This is a genomic window from Pseudomonas sp. TSRC2-2 (assembly GCF_049897785.1).
In the GTDB taxonomy this organism is placed as follows: domain Bacteria; phylum Pseudomonadota; class Gammaproteobacteria; order Pseudomonadales; family Pseudomonadaceae; genus Aquipseudomonas.
Window position 1 is genome coordinate 51,794 of sequence record NZ_JAFCWZ010000001.1, and the last position, 14,232, is coordinate 66,025.

At 61.1% G+C, this 14,232-nt stretch carries 14 protein-coding genes; 8 read left to right on the forward strand and 6 right to left on the reverse strand.

The features are described from left to right. Positions 1 to 19 precede the first annotated feature (19 nt). Genes znuB through ACP7D9_RS00280 form a run of 3 tightly spaced genes read right to left on the reverse strand, consistent with a single transcriptional unit; the run spans position 20 to position 2,068 of the window. Positions 20 to 808, reverse strand: coding sequence for a zinc ABC transporter permease subunit ZnuB (znuB, locus tag ACP7D9_RS00270; protein ID WP_313000483.1), 789 nt, complete (start codon positions 806 to 808; stop codon positions 20 to 22). Continuing rightward, on the reverse strand, positions 801 to 1,586 hold the full coding sequence (znuC, locus tag ACP7D9_RS00275) for a zinc ABC transporter ATP-binding protein ZnuC (protein ID WP_101159662.1): 786 nt from the start codon (positions 1,584 to 1,586) through the stop codon (positions 801 to 803). Before znuC ends, znuB begins: the two co-directional genes overlap by 8 nt. Then, the gene (locus ACP7D9_RS00280) at positions 1,586 to 2,068 is read right to left on the reverse strand and encodes a Fur family transcriptional regulator (protein ID WP_024014990.1); all 483 of its coding nucleotides are present in this window, start codon (positions 2,066 to 2,068) and stop codon (positions 1,586 to 1,588) included. Before ACP7D9_RS00280 ends, znuC begins: the two co-directional genes overlap by 1 nt. A gap of 66 nt (positions 2,069 to 2,134) precedes the next feature. On the opposite strand from ACP7D9_RS00280, the gene ACP7D9_RS00285 reads away from it, so the two are divergent. Next, on the forward strand, positions 2,135 to 3,055 hold the full coding sequence (locus ACP7D9_RS00285; protein ID WP_426154948.1) for a zinc ABC transporter substrate-binding protein: 921 nt from the start codon (positions 2,135 to 2,137) through the stop codon (positions 3,053 to 3,055). Between the two features lie 101 nt (positions 3,056 to 3,156). Here the strand turns inward: ACP7D9_RS00285 and ACP7D9_RS00290 are convergent, their stop codons facing one another. Beyond that, positions 3,157 to 4,110 carry a homoserine kinase gene (locus ACP7D9_RS00290; protein WP_426154950.1) on the reverse strand — a complete coding sequence of 318 codons (954 nt, stop codon included), beginning with the start codon at positions 4,108 to 4,110 and terminating at the stop codon, positions 3,157 to 3,159. Between the two features lie 53 nt (positions 4,111 to 4,163). Then, on the reverse strand, positions 4,164 to 4,454 hold the full coding sequence (locus ACP7D9_RS00295) for a DUF2782 domain-containing protein (protein ID WP_101159665.1): 291 nt from the start codon (positions 4,452 to 4,454) through the stop codon (positions 4,164 to 4,166). Between the two features lie 74 nt (positions 4,455 to 4,528). Here ACP7D9_RS00295 and polA point away from each other — a divergent pair, with 74 nt between their 5' ends. Next, complete coding sequence (gene polA / locus ACP7D9_RS00300; protein WP_426154952.1) at positions 4,529 to 7,333, forward strand: DNA polymerase I; 2,805 nt, start codon at positions 4,529 to 4,531, stop codon at positions 7,331 to 7,333. A 419-nt stretch (positions 7,334 to 7,752) separates the two neighbouring features. On the opposite strand, the gene yihA is transcribed toward polA, so the two are convergent. Further along, positions 7,753 to 8,397: a ribosome biogenesis GTP-binding protein YihA/YsxC gene (gene yihA / locus ACP7D9_RS00305; RefSeq protein WP_039757139.1), complete on the reverse strand. Its 645-nt coding sequence runs from the start codon at positions 8,395 to 8,397 to the stop codon at positions 7,753 to 7,755. Positions 8,398 to 8,588: 191 nt separating this feature from the next. On the opposite strand from yihA, the gene ACP7D9_RS00310 reads away from it, so the two are divergent. From ACP7D9_RS00310 to ACP7D9_RS00335, 6 genes are all read left to right on the forward strand, one after another. Then, positions 8,589 to 8,894, forward strand: coding sequence for a c-type cytochrome (locus tag ACP7D9_RS00310; protein WP_426154955.1), 306 nt, complete (start codon positions 8,589 to 8,591; stop codon positions 8,892 to 8,894). Positions 8,895 to 8,924: 30 nt separating this feature from the next. After that, the gene (locus ACP7D9_RS00315; RefSeq protein WP_101159668.1) at positions 8,925 to 9,536 is read left to right on the forward strand and encodes a c-type cytochrome; all 612 of its coding nucleotides are present in this window, start codon (positions 8,925 to 8,927) and stop codon (positions 9,534 to 9,536) included. Positions 9,537 to 9,735: 199 nt separating this feature from the next. Next, positions 9,736 to 10,377, forward strand: coding sequence for a thiol:disulfide interchange protein DsbA/DsbL (locus tag ACP7D9_RS00320; protein WP_426154957.1), 642 nt, complete (start codon positions 9,736 to 9,738; stop codon positions 10,375 to 10,377). Positions 10,378 to 10,391: 14 nt separating this feature from the next. Further along, positions 10,392 to 11,270, forward strand: coding sequence for an endonuclease/exonuclease/phosphatase family protein (locus ACP7D9_RS00325; protein WP_426154959.1), 879 nt, complete (start codon positions 10,392 to 10,394; stop codon positions 11,268 to 11,270). After that, positions 11,267 to 13,285 carry a GGDEF domain-containing protein gene (locus ACP7D9_RS00330; protein WP_426154961.1) on the forward strand — a complete coding sequence of 673 codons (2,019 nt, stop codon included), beginning with the start codon at positions 11,267 to 11,269 and terminating at the stop codon, positions 13,283 to 13,285. Before ACP7D9_RS00325 ends, ACP7D9_RS00330 begins: the two co-directional genes overlap by 4 nt. A 102-nt stretch (positions 13,286 to 13,387) precedes the next feature. Continuing rightward, entirely contained in the window at positions 13,388 to 14,170 is a 783-nt protein-coding gene (locus ACP7D9_RS00335; protein WP_101159672.1) for an N-acetylmuramoyl-L-alanine amidase, read from the forward strand. The last annotated feature ends 62 nt before the right edge of the window (positions 14,171 to 14,232 follow it).

Genomic DNA, 14,232 nt, shown 5'->3' on the forward strand with positions numbered 1-14,232 from the left:
GCGCAAAAAGCGGCCAAGTCTACACCCCACGACGGGGCAGAACAAAACTCAACAGAAACAGCGCGGCTGCCGTCACCACGATAGACGGCCCCGCCGGGGTGTCCTTGAACCACGACAACGCCAGCCCGCCACACACTGCGAGCATGCCCAGCAGGCTCGCGCCCAGGGCCATCTGCTCTGGCGAACGGGCGTGACGCTGTGCCGCAGCCGCCGGGATGATCAGCAGCGAAGTAATCAGCAGCACGCCGACAATTTTCATCGCCACCGCAATCACCACCGCGATTAACAGCATCAGCGCCAAGCGCAAACCTGCCACCGGCAGGCCTTCGACCCGCGCCAGTTCTTCGTGCACGGTGACCGCCAGCAGCGGACGCCACAGCGCGACCAGCAACACCAGCACCGCTGCGGTGCCGCCAAGAATCCAGGCCAGGTCGCCCGGACTGATCGCCAGCAGATCGCCGAACAGATAGGCCATCAGGTCGATCCGCACTTCATGCATGAAGCTTAGTACCACCAGGCCGAGAGAGAGCGTGCTCGGCGCAAGAATTCCCAACAGCGTGTCGGACGCCAGTGGCTGGCGTTGTTGCAGAGTCACCAGCAACACCGCCAGCAGCAGGCAACCGACCGTCACCGCCACCGTCGGGCTGACATCCAGCAAAAAGCCCAGCGCCACGCCGAGCAATGCGGCGTGTGACAGGGTGTCGCCGAAATAGGCCATGCGCCGCCACACCACAAACGAGCCGAGTGGCCCAGCCACCAGCGCCAGCGCCAGACCTGCGAGCAGGGCATACAAAAGAAAATCAGCCATGCTTGCAGCCGTCTCCATGAACATGAGGTTGCCCGCCGAGCGGGCCCTTGACCACCGAACCATGCAGATCGTGGGCGTGGTCGTGATGGTGGTGATAGATCGCCAGGCTCGGCGCGTTCTTGCCGAACAGCTCGACGAATGCCGGATCGCCGCTGACCTGCTCGGGATGCCCGGAGCAACAGACGTGACGGTTGAGGCAGACCACCTGATCGGTGGTGCTCATCACCAGATGCAAATCGTGAGAGACCATCAGCACGCCGCAACCGTGGCGGTCGCGCAGACGCGTAATCAGGCTGTACAGCTCGGCCTGCCCGGCCACATCGACGCCCTGCACCGGCTCATCGAGCACCAGCAGCTCAGGCTCGCGCAGCAGCGCCCGAGCCAGCAGCACGCGCTGCATTTCACCGCCGGAGACGCTCTGCACGGGGCTGTCGATCACGTGTTCGGCGCCGACTTCCTTCAACGCGGCCAACGCCCGCGGGCGGTCGACGCCGGGCACCAGACGCAGAAAGCGCAGCACTGACAAGGGCAAGGTTGGATCGACATGCAATTTCTGCGGCATGTAGCCGACGCGCAGTTTCGGCTTGCGCCAGACGCTGCCGCTGTTCGGCTTCAACAGCCCGAGCACGGCGCGTACCAGCGTGGTCTTGCCGGCGCCGTTGGGGCCGATCAACGTAACAATCTGCCCCGGCTCGACGCTCAGCTCAATGTTGTCCAGCACGGTCTGCCCGGCAAACGTGACGGCGACCTGCTCCAGACGGATCAGCGCGTTGCTCATCAGGCCCCCTGGCAACCGGCGCACAGGCCAACCACTTCGACGGTCTGCGCTTCGACGATGAAACCTACGTCTTTGGCGCTGCTGATGATCGCGTCGCTGATCACTTTTTGCTCAAGTTCGATAGCGGCGTGGCACTCGCGGCAGATCAGGAACTGGCCCTGATGCGCGTGCTCCGGGTGTACGCAGCCGACGAAAGCATTGAGCGAGGAGATGCGATGAACCAGGCCGTTTTCCAGCAGGAAATCCAGCGCGCGATACACCGTGGGCGGCGCGGCGCGGCGGCCGTCCTGCTCGCTGAGCACGGCGAGGATGTCATAGGCGCCCAGCGGTTTGTGGCTTTGCCAGACCAGCTCCAGCACGCGGCGGCGCAGAGCCGTCAGGCGCAAGCCTTTCTGCGCGCATAACGTATCGGCCTCGGACAAAGCGCTGTGCACGCAATGGGAGTGGTCGTGGGGACGGCTGGCAATCGGTGTAATAGGCATGAGCGGCGACGAGATTTGCTGGAGACGTTATTATGTTACCCGTTCTCGCTTCCTTGAGTGGTCATCGTGTCCCGACTTTTTTCTGTTTTTGTCGCTTTTGTTGCCAGTTTTCTGCTGATCGGTTCGGCTCAGGCCGAGGTCAAAGTGCTCACCAGCATCAAGCCGTTGCAGTTGATTGCTGCTGCGGTGCAGGACGGCGTGGCGATTCCGGAGGTGCTGCTGCCGCCGGGCGCCTCGCCGCACAATTACGCCCTGCGCCCATCCGACGTACGGAAGGTGCAGTCGGTCGATCTGCTCTACTGGATCGGCCCGGACATGGAAGGTTTCCTGCCGCGCGTACTCGGCGGTCGCAGTCTGCCGAGCGTCGCGGTGCAGGATTTGCCGGGGCTCAAGCTGCGGCATTTCGGCGCGGACAACCATTCCCACTCCGAAGAGGCCGATGAACACGATCACGATCATCGCCCCGGCTCGCTGGATGCGCATTTGTGGCTGTCACCGGTCAACGCGCGGGTGATCGCCGACAAAATGGCCGCAGACCTCAGCGCCGCTGACCCGGCCAATGCCCAGCGTTATCAGAGCAATGCCAAAGCGTTCGATGAACGTCTGGATGCGCTGGACCAACGCTTGAAAAAGCGTCTGGCCAATGTTGAAGGCAAGCCGTACTTCGTCTTTCACGAGGCCTTTGATTATTTCGAGGACGCCTACGGCCTGAAGCACGCCGGGGTCTTCGCGGTGGCCGCCGAGGTGCAGCCGGGCGCCCAGCACGTCGCGGCGATGCGCAAGCGCTTGCAGGAAGTGGGCAAGACCTGTGTGTTCAGCGAGCCGCCGTTGCGTCCGCGTCTGGCGGAAACGCTGGTGTCCGGTTTGCCGGTGAAACTGGCCGAGCTGGATGCCTTGGGTGGTTATGCGCCGGCGACGGCTCAGGGCTACGAGCAGGTGCTGGAAAAACTCGGCAATGACCTGGCCGGGTGCCTGGAATCGTTGTAACCCCAGCACCGGCGCTGCCCCGTTCGCGAGCAAGCCCGCTCCCACATTGGATTTGTGAACGACACAGACCTCATGTGGGAGCGGGCTTGCTCGCGAAGCTTTTAAAGGGCAAAAGGCAACGGGGTGCTGACCCTCTGCCGCTGCGCCAAGCGCTGCTCAAACTCCTGCGGATCGTGAATCAACACGTCCTGCCCGGCGAACTGCTCGGCGGCGATCAGGCGTGACAGCCAGAACCGCACACAAGCGACGCGCAGCATCGTCGGCCACAATTCGGCTTCCGCCGCCGTGAACGGGCGCAGCGCCGCGTAGGCACCGAGAAACGCTCGGGCACGCGGGCCATCGATTACGCCAGCCTCATCCGAACACCAGTCGTTCAACGCGATTGCCACGTCATACAGCATCGGCCCCGAGCAAGCGTTGTAGAAGTCGATCAGCCCGGTCAGATGGGTGCCTTCGAACATGGCGTTGTCGCGAAACAGATCGGCATGAATGTTCGCCCGAGGCAGCGCGAGGATCTTGTCTTTGCGCTCAGAGATTTCATCCAGCGCGCTTTGCAGCAGCGCACGCGGCTCAACGCTCAGGTGCGAGAGAAACTCCGTACCCTCCTCCAGCATCCAGTCCAGACCACGATCGGTCTTGCGCTTGATCATGTGCTCGCCCTGAGTCGCCAGATGCAGATGCGCCTGCAATTCGCCGACCTGTGCGCAATGCTGGGCGTTGGCGACCTTGATGTGCTTGCCCGACAGGCGCGGTTGCAGCAATGCCGGTTTGCCTTTGAGTTCACGCAAGGCGACGCCGTCCGTGGTGCGCAGGGCGTAGGGCACCGGCAGATCGGCTTCGTGCAGCACGTCGAGCAAGTCGATGAAGAACGGCATCTCCTGCACCGGGCCGCGCTCGACGAGGGTCAGGACAAATTCGCCCTGCTCCAGGCTGATGAAGAAATTGGTGTTTTCGCTGCCGGCGGCGATCCCCTGGAAATCAAGCAGGCGGCCGAGCCCATAAGGGGCGAGAAAAGTTTCCAGCTCGGGCCGAGCCAGGGGAGTGAACACAGACATGTCTTAACTGCCAGTACGGGCGCCGCAACGGCGGCGCCGGGTGAATTGAAAACCTACTTCCATTCGAAGATCTTCCATGACGGGATCAGCATATCCGGCTGATCCGAGCGGATGAAATTCGCATCCGTCCCGTCGGCGCGCACCAGAAAATACGGCGGCGCACCCTTGGGCGTGACCTTGATCGCATACAGGAACCCGTTCTGACGGTACTCCTGAATGGTCTTGTCGCCCTCCGTGCGGATGGTCACCTCGGGGTCACCGCCCGGTGCATCATCCGCCGCCATCGCGGTCAGTGGTGAGACAGCGATCAACCCGACCAGCAGCAAGCGATTTAACGTACGCATGATAACCTTGTCCCTTTGTCGTCAACGGTCCCGCTATTCTAGCCCCGGACCCGCCGAAAAGGTTGATCCTGCTCATGAGCCAAGCCCCCCTCGTCCTGGTGGACGGTTCGTCTTACCTGTACCGCGCCTTTCATGCACTGCCACCACTGACCACGTCCAAAGGCCTGCCGACCGGTGCGGTCAAAGGCGTGCTCAACATGCTCAAGAGTCTGCGCAAGCAGTACCCGGACAGCCCGTTCGCCGTGGTGTTCGACGCCAAGGGCGGGACATTTCGCGATGAGATGTACGCCGAATACAAAGCCAACCGCCCGAGCATGCCAGATGACATGCGCGTGCAGATCGAGCCGCTGCACCAGAGCGTGATCGCCCTGGGTTTCCCGCTGCTGTGCGTGGACGGCGTCGAGGCCGACGACGTGATCGGCACCCTCGCCCGCAGCAGCGCGGCGGCGGACCGTCCGGTGATCATCTCCACCGGTGACAAGGACATGGCGCAACTGGTCGACGGCCACATTACCTTGGTCAACACCATGTCCGGTAGTTCGATGGATGTGGAGGGCGTGAAGGAGAAATTCGGCGTCGCTCCGGAGCAGATCATCGATTATCTGGCGCTGATGGGCGATTCGTCCGACAACATTCCGGGCGTTCCCGGCATCGGCCCGAAAACCGCGTCCGGTCTGTTGGTCGGGGTCAATGGCGGCCTGACTGAGCTGTACGCCAACCTCGACATCGTCCCGACCCTGCCGATTCGCGGCGCCAAGACCCTGCCGGCCAAGCTCGAAGAGCACAAGGAAATGGCATTCCTCTCCTACCAGTTGGCGACCATCAAGATCGACGTGCCGCTGGATATCGGCCTCGACGATCTGCAGATGGGTCCGGAAGACCCAGCCAAACTGTACGAGCTGTACACCCTGCTGGAATTCAAGAGCTGGCTCAATGATCTGGATCGCGATGCCAAGCGTCTGGAACTGAGCGCGGCAGCCGAGCCTGCGCCCGCGCAGGATCTATTCAGCGCCCCGCCAGCCGAGGCAGCCGCCGCGCCTGCTGAAGCCGCGTACGAAACTATCCTCGATCAGGCACGCTTCGACGTCTGGCTGGAAAAACTGCGCAACGCCAAACTGATCGCCTTCGACACTGAAACCACCGGTATCGACGCGCAGCAGGCGCAACTGGTCGGCCTGTCGTTCGCCGTGCAGGCCAACGAAGCCGCGTACATTCCGCTGACCCACTCCTACATCGGCGTGCCGGAGCAGCTGGATCGCGACAGCGTGTTGCGCGCGCTGAAACCGATTCTTGAAGATCCAGACAAGCTGAAAGTCGGCCAGCACGCCAAGTTCGACATGAACATCCTCGCCAACTGCGCCATCGGTGGCGATCAGAGTGAAGGCATCAACGTGCGCGGTGTCGCCTTCGACACGATGCTTGAGTCCTACGTGCTCAACTCCACCGCGACCCGCCACGACATGGACAGCCTCGCGCTGAAATACCTGGACCACACCACCGTGAGCTTCCAGGACATTGCCGGCAAAGGCGCCAAGCAGCTGACCTTCGACCAGATCGCGCTGGAACAGGCCGGGCCGTACGCCGCCGAAGACGCCGACATCACCCTGCGCCTGCATCAGGCGCTGGTAGAAAAACTCAATGCCATTCCGAGTCTGGCCAGCGTGCTGACCGATATCGAGATGCCGCTGGTGCCGGTACTGGCTCGCATCGAGCGTCAGGGCGCCTTCGTCGACGCAGAACTGCTCGGCATCCAGAGCATTGAGCTTGGCAACAAAATGGTCGCGCTGGAGCGTGAAGCCTTCGAGATTGCCGGTGAGGAATTCAACCTCGGCTCGCCGAAGCAACTGGGCGTGATTCTCTATGAAAAGCTCGGCCTGCCGGTGCTGAAGAAAACCGCCAAGGGCCAGCCGTCCACCGCCGAAGAAGTGCTGGCGAAACTCGCCGAAGACGATCACCGCTTGCCGAAGGTGCTGATGGAGCACCGCTCGATGAGCAAGCTGAAAAGCACCTACACCGATCGCTTGCCGGAGCAGATCAACCCGCGTACCGGGCGCATTCACACCTCGTATCATCAGGCCGTGGCCTCCACCGGGCGGCTGTCCTCCAGTGATCCGAACCTGCAGAACATCCCGGTGCGCACCGCTGAAGGCCGGCGCATTCGCCAGGCATTCGTCGCGCCGAAGGGCTACAAACTGCTGGCGGCGGACTACTCGCAAATCGAATTGCGGATCATGGCGCACCTGTCCCGCGACGAAGGCTTGATGAACGCTTTCCGCAACAACCTCGACGTGCACACCGCAACCGCTGCCGAAGTGTTCAAGGTCGAGCTGGATCAAGTGACCTCGGACCAGCGCCGCAGCGCCAAGGCGATCAACTTCGGCCTGATCTACGGCATGGGCGCGCAGAAGCTTGGCAAGGACATTGGCGTCGACACCAAGACCGCCAAGGCCTACATCGATACTTACTTCGCCCGTTATCCAGGCGTCCGTGAATACATGGAACGCACCCGCGCGCAGGCGGCCGATCAGGGTTACGTCGAAACTTTCTTCGGTCGTCGCCTGTACTTGCCGGAGATCAACTCGAACAAGCCACAGGAACGCGCCGCCGCAGAACGCACGGCGATCAACGCGCCGATGCAGGGCACGGCTGCGGACATCATCAAGAAAGCCATGGTCGCTGTGGACGACTGGCTGGCGACGTCAGGGCTGGATGCGCGGGTCATCCTGCAGGTACACGATGAACTGGTGCTGGAGGTTCGCGAGGATCTGGTTGAGCAGGTCAGCGCCGAGATTCGCCTGCACATGAGCGAAGCGGCGAAGCTCGATGTGCCGCTGCTGGTGGAAGTGGGTGTCGGCAACAATTGGGATGAGGCGCACTAAGACTTCAGCGTTGCCGCGACTTGCTGTCGCGGCAAGCCGCGCAGAACGGGCTTAGACCGATAAATGCCTGAAGCTATTCCAAAGCTTTTTGAAAAAAATCTGAACTAATCTGCCGATCCAACACTCAGAGGTACTGAATGGCTGGTGAAGCCCTTCGATGCTCCTATGTTGTGTTAAGTGTTGGCAGATATCTGAACCCCGCCCTAGCGGTTCGGAACTTAAACCCCGGAACTTCTCCCTCCCCAATGAAGTCCGGGGCTTTTTTTGCCAAAAAATCGGCTGTAGCGCGGCCATGCTGCGTTGAAAGCAGGTCTAACAATGCTCATTTAGGTTCCCTAAAGTCGAGCGCGACCCCGGCCGTTTTAGCCCTACTTTCGCCTTGCCTGGCCACACAACAACCAATTTTTCCCCATTCCGAATTACTCGGCTGCCGCCTCGGCGCCTTTGTCTGCCAGTTCCATCCAGTCGGCCAGTACAGTGTAGGCCTCTTCCAGGCCCATGCGTTTTGGTGCGGAGAACAACTGGATGGTGATCGAGTCGCCCCAGCCTTTGCGGATTTCCGACTGTACTTTCAGCAGAGTATTTTTTGCCGCGCCGTAGGTGAGCTTGTCGGCTTTGGTCAGCAGGATGTGCATCGGCATGCCAGCAGCGACGGCCCAGTCGAGCATCAGCAGGTCGAAGTCGGTCATTGGATGGCGGATGTCCATCATCAAAATCAGACCTTTCAAACTCTCCCGGCCACCGAGGTAAGCCTCGAGGTGGCGCTGCCAGTGTTGCTTGAGCGGGATCGGTACTTTTGCATAACCGTAGCCCGGCAGGTCGACCAGACGGCGATCATCGTCTAGCTTGAAGAAATTCAATAGCTGTGTGCGACCCGGAGTTTTCGAGGTGCGCGCCAGGCTGGCATGAGTCAGGGTGTTCAGCGCGCTGGATTTGCCGGCGTTGGAACGACCGGCAAACGCCACTTCGAAGCCTTCGTCGTCAGGGCATTGATCGACTTTGGCGGCACTGAGCATGAACGTGGACTGTTGGCACAGGCCGAGGATGGGATTCTTGAGTTGCATGGGATTTCCGATGTGGGCGGCGCCGGGATTGGGCGCGGAACGCGGTGTCGCTTCCGTTTCAGTGACGCCAGTATATAATGCCGCAGATTTTGTGTGTGCTTTGTCCCAGCGAAGGATGAAGTTCACGAGAGCGTCAGACTTTGATTGCGCATTAGAACGCAGAACGCTCTCAACCCTGAAAAGGTCGTTTTATGACGAAATGGCTGCTGGCTGCCGGAGTCTTGGTGCCGCTTTATAGCGCACAGGCTACACAGGATCCGGAAGCCGTGTACAACCGTGTTTGTGGTGCCTGTCATTCCGGCCAACTACCCATGGCGCCCAAAAGAGGCGATCAGGAAGCTTGGACGCCGAGGTTGGCGAAAGGTATGGGGACGCTGGTGCAACACGTGACCCAGGGTTTCAAGGCGATGCCGCCGCGTGGTTTGTGCATGGACTGCAGTGCCGAGGATTACCAGGCCATCATCCTGTGGATGAGCGAGAGTAAGCCCGGTCCATAACTTAACCCTTAGCCGTAGTTGGATTAGCTGATGAACAAATTGATCGTGAGTCTGCTGTTGACCGTGGGAATTTCAGGCTTCGCCCATGCTGCCGGCGATGCCGCAGCAGGCCAGGCCAAAGCTGCCGTGTGCGGGGCCTGCCATGGCCCGGACGGCAACAGCATGGCGCCGAATTTTCCGAAACTGGCAGGTCAAGGTGAACGTTACCTCGACAAGCAATTGCACGACATCAAGTCGGGCAAGCGCGTGGTGCTGGAGATGACCGGCCTGTTGACCAACCTGAATGATCAGGATCTGGCCGATATTTCCGCCTACTTCGCCAGCCAGAAAGGCAGCGTCGGTGCCGCCGATCCAAAGATCGTCGCTCGCGGTGAAGCGCTGTTCCGTGGCGGCAACCTGGAAAAAGGTCTGCCAGCCTGCACCGGCTGCCATTCGCCAAATGGTGCCGGCAACGCTGCAGCAGGCTTCCCGCATCTGGGTGGCCAGCACGCTCAATACATCGCCAAGCAACTGACCGACTTCCGCAAGGAAGACGGTGGTCGCGCCAATGACGGCGACGCGATGACCATGCGCACCATCGCACGCAAGCTGAGCGATGAAGACATCGCTGCGGTTTCCAGCTACATCCAGGGCCTGCACTGAGGCTCTGATTCGAGGGTTGAACGAGGCGCGCAACGCCTGCCACGTTAACGCTCGATTAATCCTTCGCAGCGAGTATAAAAAGGGTGGCTCAGGCCGCCCTTTTTTGTGGCCGCTGCCGTTACACTACAGCACTCATGCCCGCCAGGATCTGTGTCAAAACAGGTCGAGCGAGGCGACCCAAATTGTTCAGGAGTAAAGCATGCGTAATCTGATCATCAGCGCCGCACTCGTCGCTGCCAGCCTGTTCGGCGTCACCGCCCAGGCCGCTGAAGCCCCTGCCGCCCCTTATGTCGAACTGGCCAATCCGGTGCCGGTGGCAAAGCCTGGCAACATCGAAGTGGTCGAGCTGTTCTGGTACGGCTGCCCGCATTGCTACGCCTTTGAACCGGTGATCAATCCATGGGTTGAAAAACTGCCATCCGACGTCAATTTCGTACGCATCCCTGCCATGTTCGGTGGTCCATGGGATGCTCATGGCCAAATGTTCCTGACCCTGGAAGCCATGGGTGTCGAACATCAGGTTCACAACGCGGTATTCAACGCGATTCAGAAAGAACACAAGAAGCTCACCGACAAGAACGACATGGCTGACTTCCTCGCCACTCAAGGCGTGGACAAGGACAAGTTCCTCGCCACTTTCGACTCGTTCGCCATCAAGGGTCAGATCGTCAAGGCCCGCGAGCTGGCCAAGAAGTACGAAATCACTGGCGTGCCAACCATGATCGTCAACGGTAAATACCGCTTCGACATCGGCTCCGCCGGTGGTGCCGAGCAGGCACTGAAACTGGCTGACGACCTGGTCGCCAAAGAGCGAGCGGCAACCAAGGCGGCTGCCAACTAAGCGCGGCTTTCGCCATGCGCCGCTGGAAGTCCGAACGCATCGTTGGCCTGCATGATCCGCAGGTCAACGAGCATCACCTGGCGTCTACGGGCCTGCCCGCGGACGAGCGTCTGCGCTTGCTCAGTTTCAACATCCAGGTCGGCATCAGCACCGAGCGCTATCGCCATTACCTGACCCGCAGCTGGCAGCATCTGCTGCCGCACAACGGGCGTTCCGGCAATCTGCAGAAGATCGGTGATCTGCTTGGCGACTTCGATCTGGTCGCTCTGCAGGAGGCCGATGGCGGAAGTCTGCGCTCAGGCTACGTCAATCAGGTCGAACACCTGGCCCACCTCGGCGCCTTTCCCTACTGGTATCAACAACTCAATCGCAACCTCGGCCGACTGGCCCAGCACAGCAATGGCGTGCTCAGTCGCCTCAAGCCGTGGGCGATCGAAGATCATCCGCTGCCCGGCCCGAAAGGTCGCGGCGCGATCCTGCTGCGTTTCGGCGAAGGTCCGCAAGCGCTGGTGGTGGTGATGATGCACCTGGCCCTCGGCGCGCGGACGCGCAGCCTGCAACTGGCCTACATTCGTGACTTGATCAGCGGCTACAAGCATCAAGTGTTGATGGGCGACATGAACACCCATGCCAGCGACTTGCTCGAACATTCGCCGTTACGCGATCTCGGCCTGCTGGCCCCGCAGGTGGAAGCGACCTTCCCCAGCTGGCGCCCGCAGCGGTGCCTTGATCATATTCTGCTCAGCCCGACCCTGACTTTGGAAAAGGTCGAGGTACTGGCCCAGCCCATTTCCGATCACCTGCCGGTCGCGGTGGAAATTCGTCTGCCGGGTTCGCTCACGGCCGACGCATTGCCCGCGTTGAGCCCTGCCCCTCGCGGAACCTGTGAATGAGCGACGACGCCCAGCGCTGGAAAGAGAAGTACCTCAAAAGTATCGAACAGCAGGACAAGCTCGAACGCCGCTGGGCCGCGCGACTCGACCTGCTGCGACGCGGTCTGGTGCGCAGCACGCTGGCCGCCGAGGGCACCGACAAGGCTGTCGATCAGTGCATGAAGGAAATGCGCGAGGTAGTGCGCACCGATGACATGGACGCCGGCCTCGCCGCCCTGCTGCCGCGCCTGGAAAAAGCCGTGCTCGACTCGGAGCAGCGCCGTGAGACCCGTATCGATCAGGTCAGCACCGCGCTGACCGCGCTGGTCACCCAGCTGCAAGCGCTGCCATTGCCGCGCGAAGTTGCGCAGCCGCTGAAGAAATTCGCCAAACAACTGGACAGCCGCGTCGGTCAGGCGCGGGAAATGCCGCTGCTGCTGAGCGAACTTAGTGGCTTGCAGGGCAAGGCCTTGAGTCAGTTGGAGACGCCCGCCGAGCCGGGCCGGCCGGGCTTGTTGCAGCGTCTTTTCGGCAGTCGCGAGCCTGACGAATCCATTGCAGCGCTCGCAGACACTTCCGCCGCACCAGCGCCGCAGCCGGTCGCCACCGCGCAACCTGAACCGGAGCCAGCGCAAATGGCACCGATCGCAGACGCCGAGCCTGCAATTGCTGCGCCCGCCGCGACCGTCGAGGCGCCTGTACAGGACTCGCCCGAAGCGCAAATCGTCGCGTTCGCTACGCCTGTTGTCACCGTCGATGCCGAGCCAATGCCGCTTGAGCCCGCCGCTCCGGCCGCGCCAGACTCAGCTGCGCAACCTCTCGCTGCCCAGGCATTCAACCCGGACGAACTGAGCCATCCCGGCGATCCATCGCCGTTGATTCTCGACACTCTGCCCTTGCCCGAGCCGATCGCCCAAGCCTTGGCTGCCATCGACCCGGATCAGTCCGAGCACGACATCCTCTTCGCCCTGCCGGACTCGCCCGAGCCGTCTTACAGCTCCGTGGCCCGTCATATCGAAGACACCTTGATCGGCCTGCTCGACGACCTGACCCTGCCCGAGCGCCACCGGCCGCAAGCCGAAGCCATGCGCGAACGGCTCGAACATGGTCTCAACTGGTACGAATTGTTACCGATCCTCGACGATCTCGCAACCTTGATGCTGGCGATTACCGACAGTGGCCAGCATGAATTTGAAGCCTATCTGCAGCAGCTCAACGAACGCCTCGAAGCGTTTCAGAGCAATCTGCAAGCCGCCAGCGAAGGGCATGCCGACAACAGCTCGGCGGCGCGGGCCATGGACACTCAAATCCGTGAACAGGTCGACGGCTTGCAGAGCAGCGTCCAGCAAGCGGCCGACCTCGATGACCTCAAGCATGTGCTGGAGAATCATCTGGAAGGCCTGCTGGGAACGATGGACCAGCACCAGAAGCAGCGCGACACCCGCGAGCAGGAAGTCGCCGCCAGACTGAAAAGCCTGTCGGAGCGGGTGGCGCATATGGAACAGGAAGCCTTGGGCTTTCGCGAACACCTTGAGGAACAGCGGCAGAAAGCCCTGATCGACCCGCTGACCGGCCTGCCCAACCGTGCGGCGTGGAGTGAACGCCTCGAGCATGAAATCCAGCAATGGCAGCAGCATGGCAATACCTTGAGCCTGGCCATGCTTGACCTCGATCATTTCAAGCGCATCAACGATAATTACGGTCATCTGGCCGGCGATAAAGTCCTCAAAATCATCGCTACGGTACTGCGCAAACGCCTGCGTGGTTCGGACTTCATTGCCCGTTTCGGCGGCGAAGAATTTGTCCTGTTACTGCCAGCAACGCCGCCGGCGGTTGGCGCAAAATTGCTGGAAACCCTGCGCGCAGCGATTGAAGCCTGCCCGTTTCACTTCAAGGGTGAGCGCGTAACCATCACGGTTTCCATGGGACTCGCATCGTTCAGAACCGGAGAACATAGCGATCTTGTGCTGAAAAGAGCCGATCAAGCGCTGTATCGGGCGAAAAATGCCGGCCGCAACCGAGTGGAGCTGGGCTGAGGCAATTGTTCCATTTTGTTTAAATCCGCCCGCTGGCGGCCTCAGGTGAAATCCGTACGTTACACTGTTGCATTATCGTCTTCTGCGTACCGTCCTCTGCCTATGAAATTTTTTGCCCTTGTTGCTTCGCTGCTCGTCCTCGCTGGTTGCGCCAGCGGCCCGCGCTACAACACCAGCCATCCGTCAGCCAATTACGACAGTCGCATCCAGTTCGTTGTGGTGCATTACACCTCGGCGTCGCTGGAGCGCTCGCTGCAGTTGCTGACCCACGGCGAGGTCAGCAGCCATTACCTGATCGGCGATGACAAGGGCGGCACGATCTATAAGTTGATGGATGAAAACCAGCGCGCCTGGCACGCCGGCGAGAGTCAGTGGCAGGGCCGGACCTGGTTGAATTCCAGTTCTATCGGCATTGAAATCGTCAATCCCGGCTACAAGGACACCCCGACCGGGCGCCTGTGGTACCCCTACAGCGAAGCGCAAATCCAGTCGCTGATCACGCTGCTCAAGGACATCAGCAAACGCAACGGCATCAGCTCCCGGCACATCATTGGCCACAGCGACATCGCGCCGCTGCGCAAGCTTGATCCCGGGCCGCTGTTCCCGTGGAAGCGTCTGGCTGATGAAGGGCTGGGGCTGTGGCCGAACGAGCAAGCGGTGGCACGTCAGCAGGCAGTATTCGATAGCAGCCCGTTGCCGGAGATCGGCTGGTTCCAGGCGCAACTCGCGCGTCTGGGTTATGACACGCCGCAAACCGGTGAGCTGGACGTCGCCACGCGCCATGTCCTCGCCGCGTTCCAGATGCATTACCGCCCTGCCCGCTTCGACGGCACGCCGGATGCGCAAACTGCAGCACTTCTTCTGGTGCTCAACCAGACAAAATAATGACGCCCGCCCGACGGTCAGGGCGAAATCGCAATCAGCAGCTATAACTCATGGTAATTCTT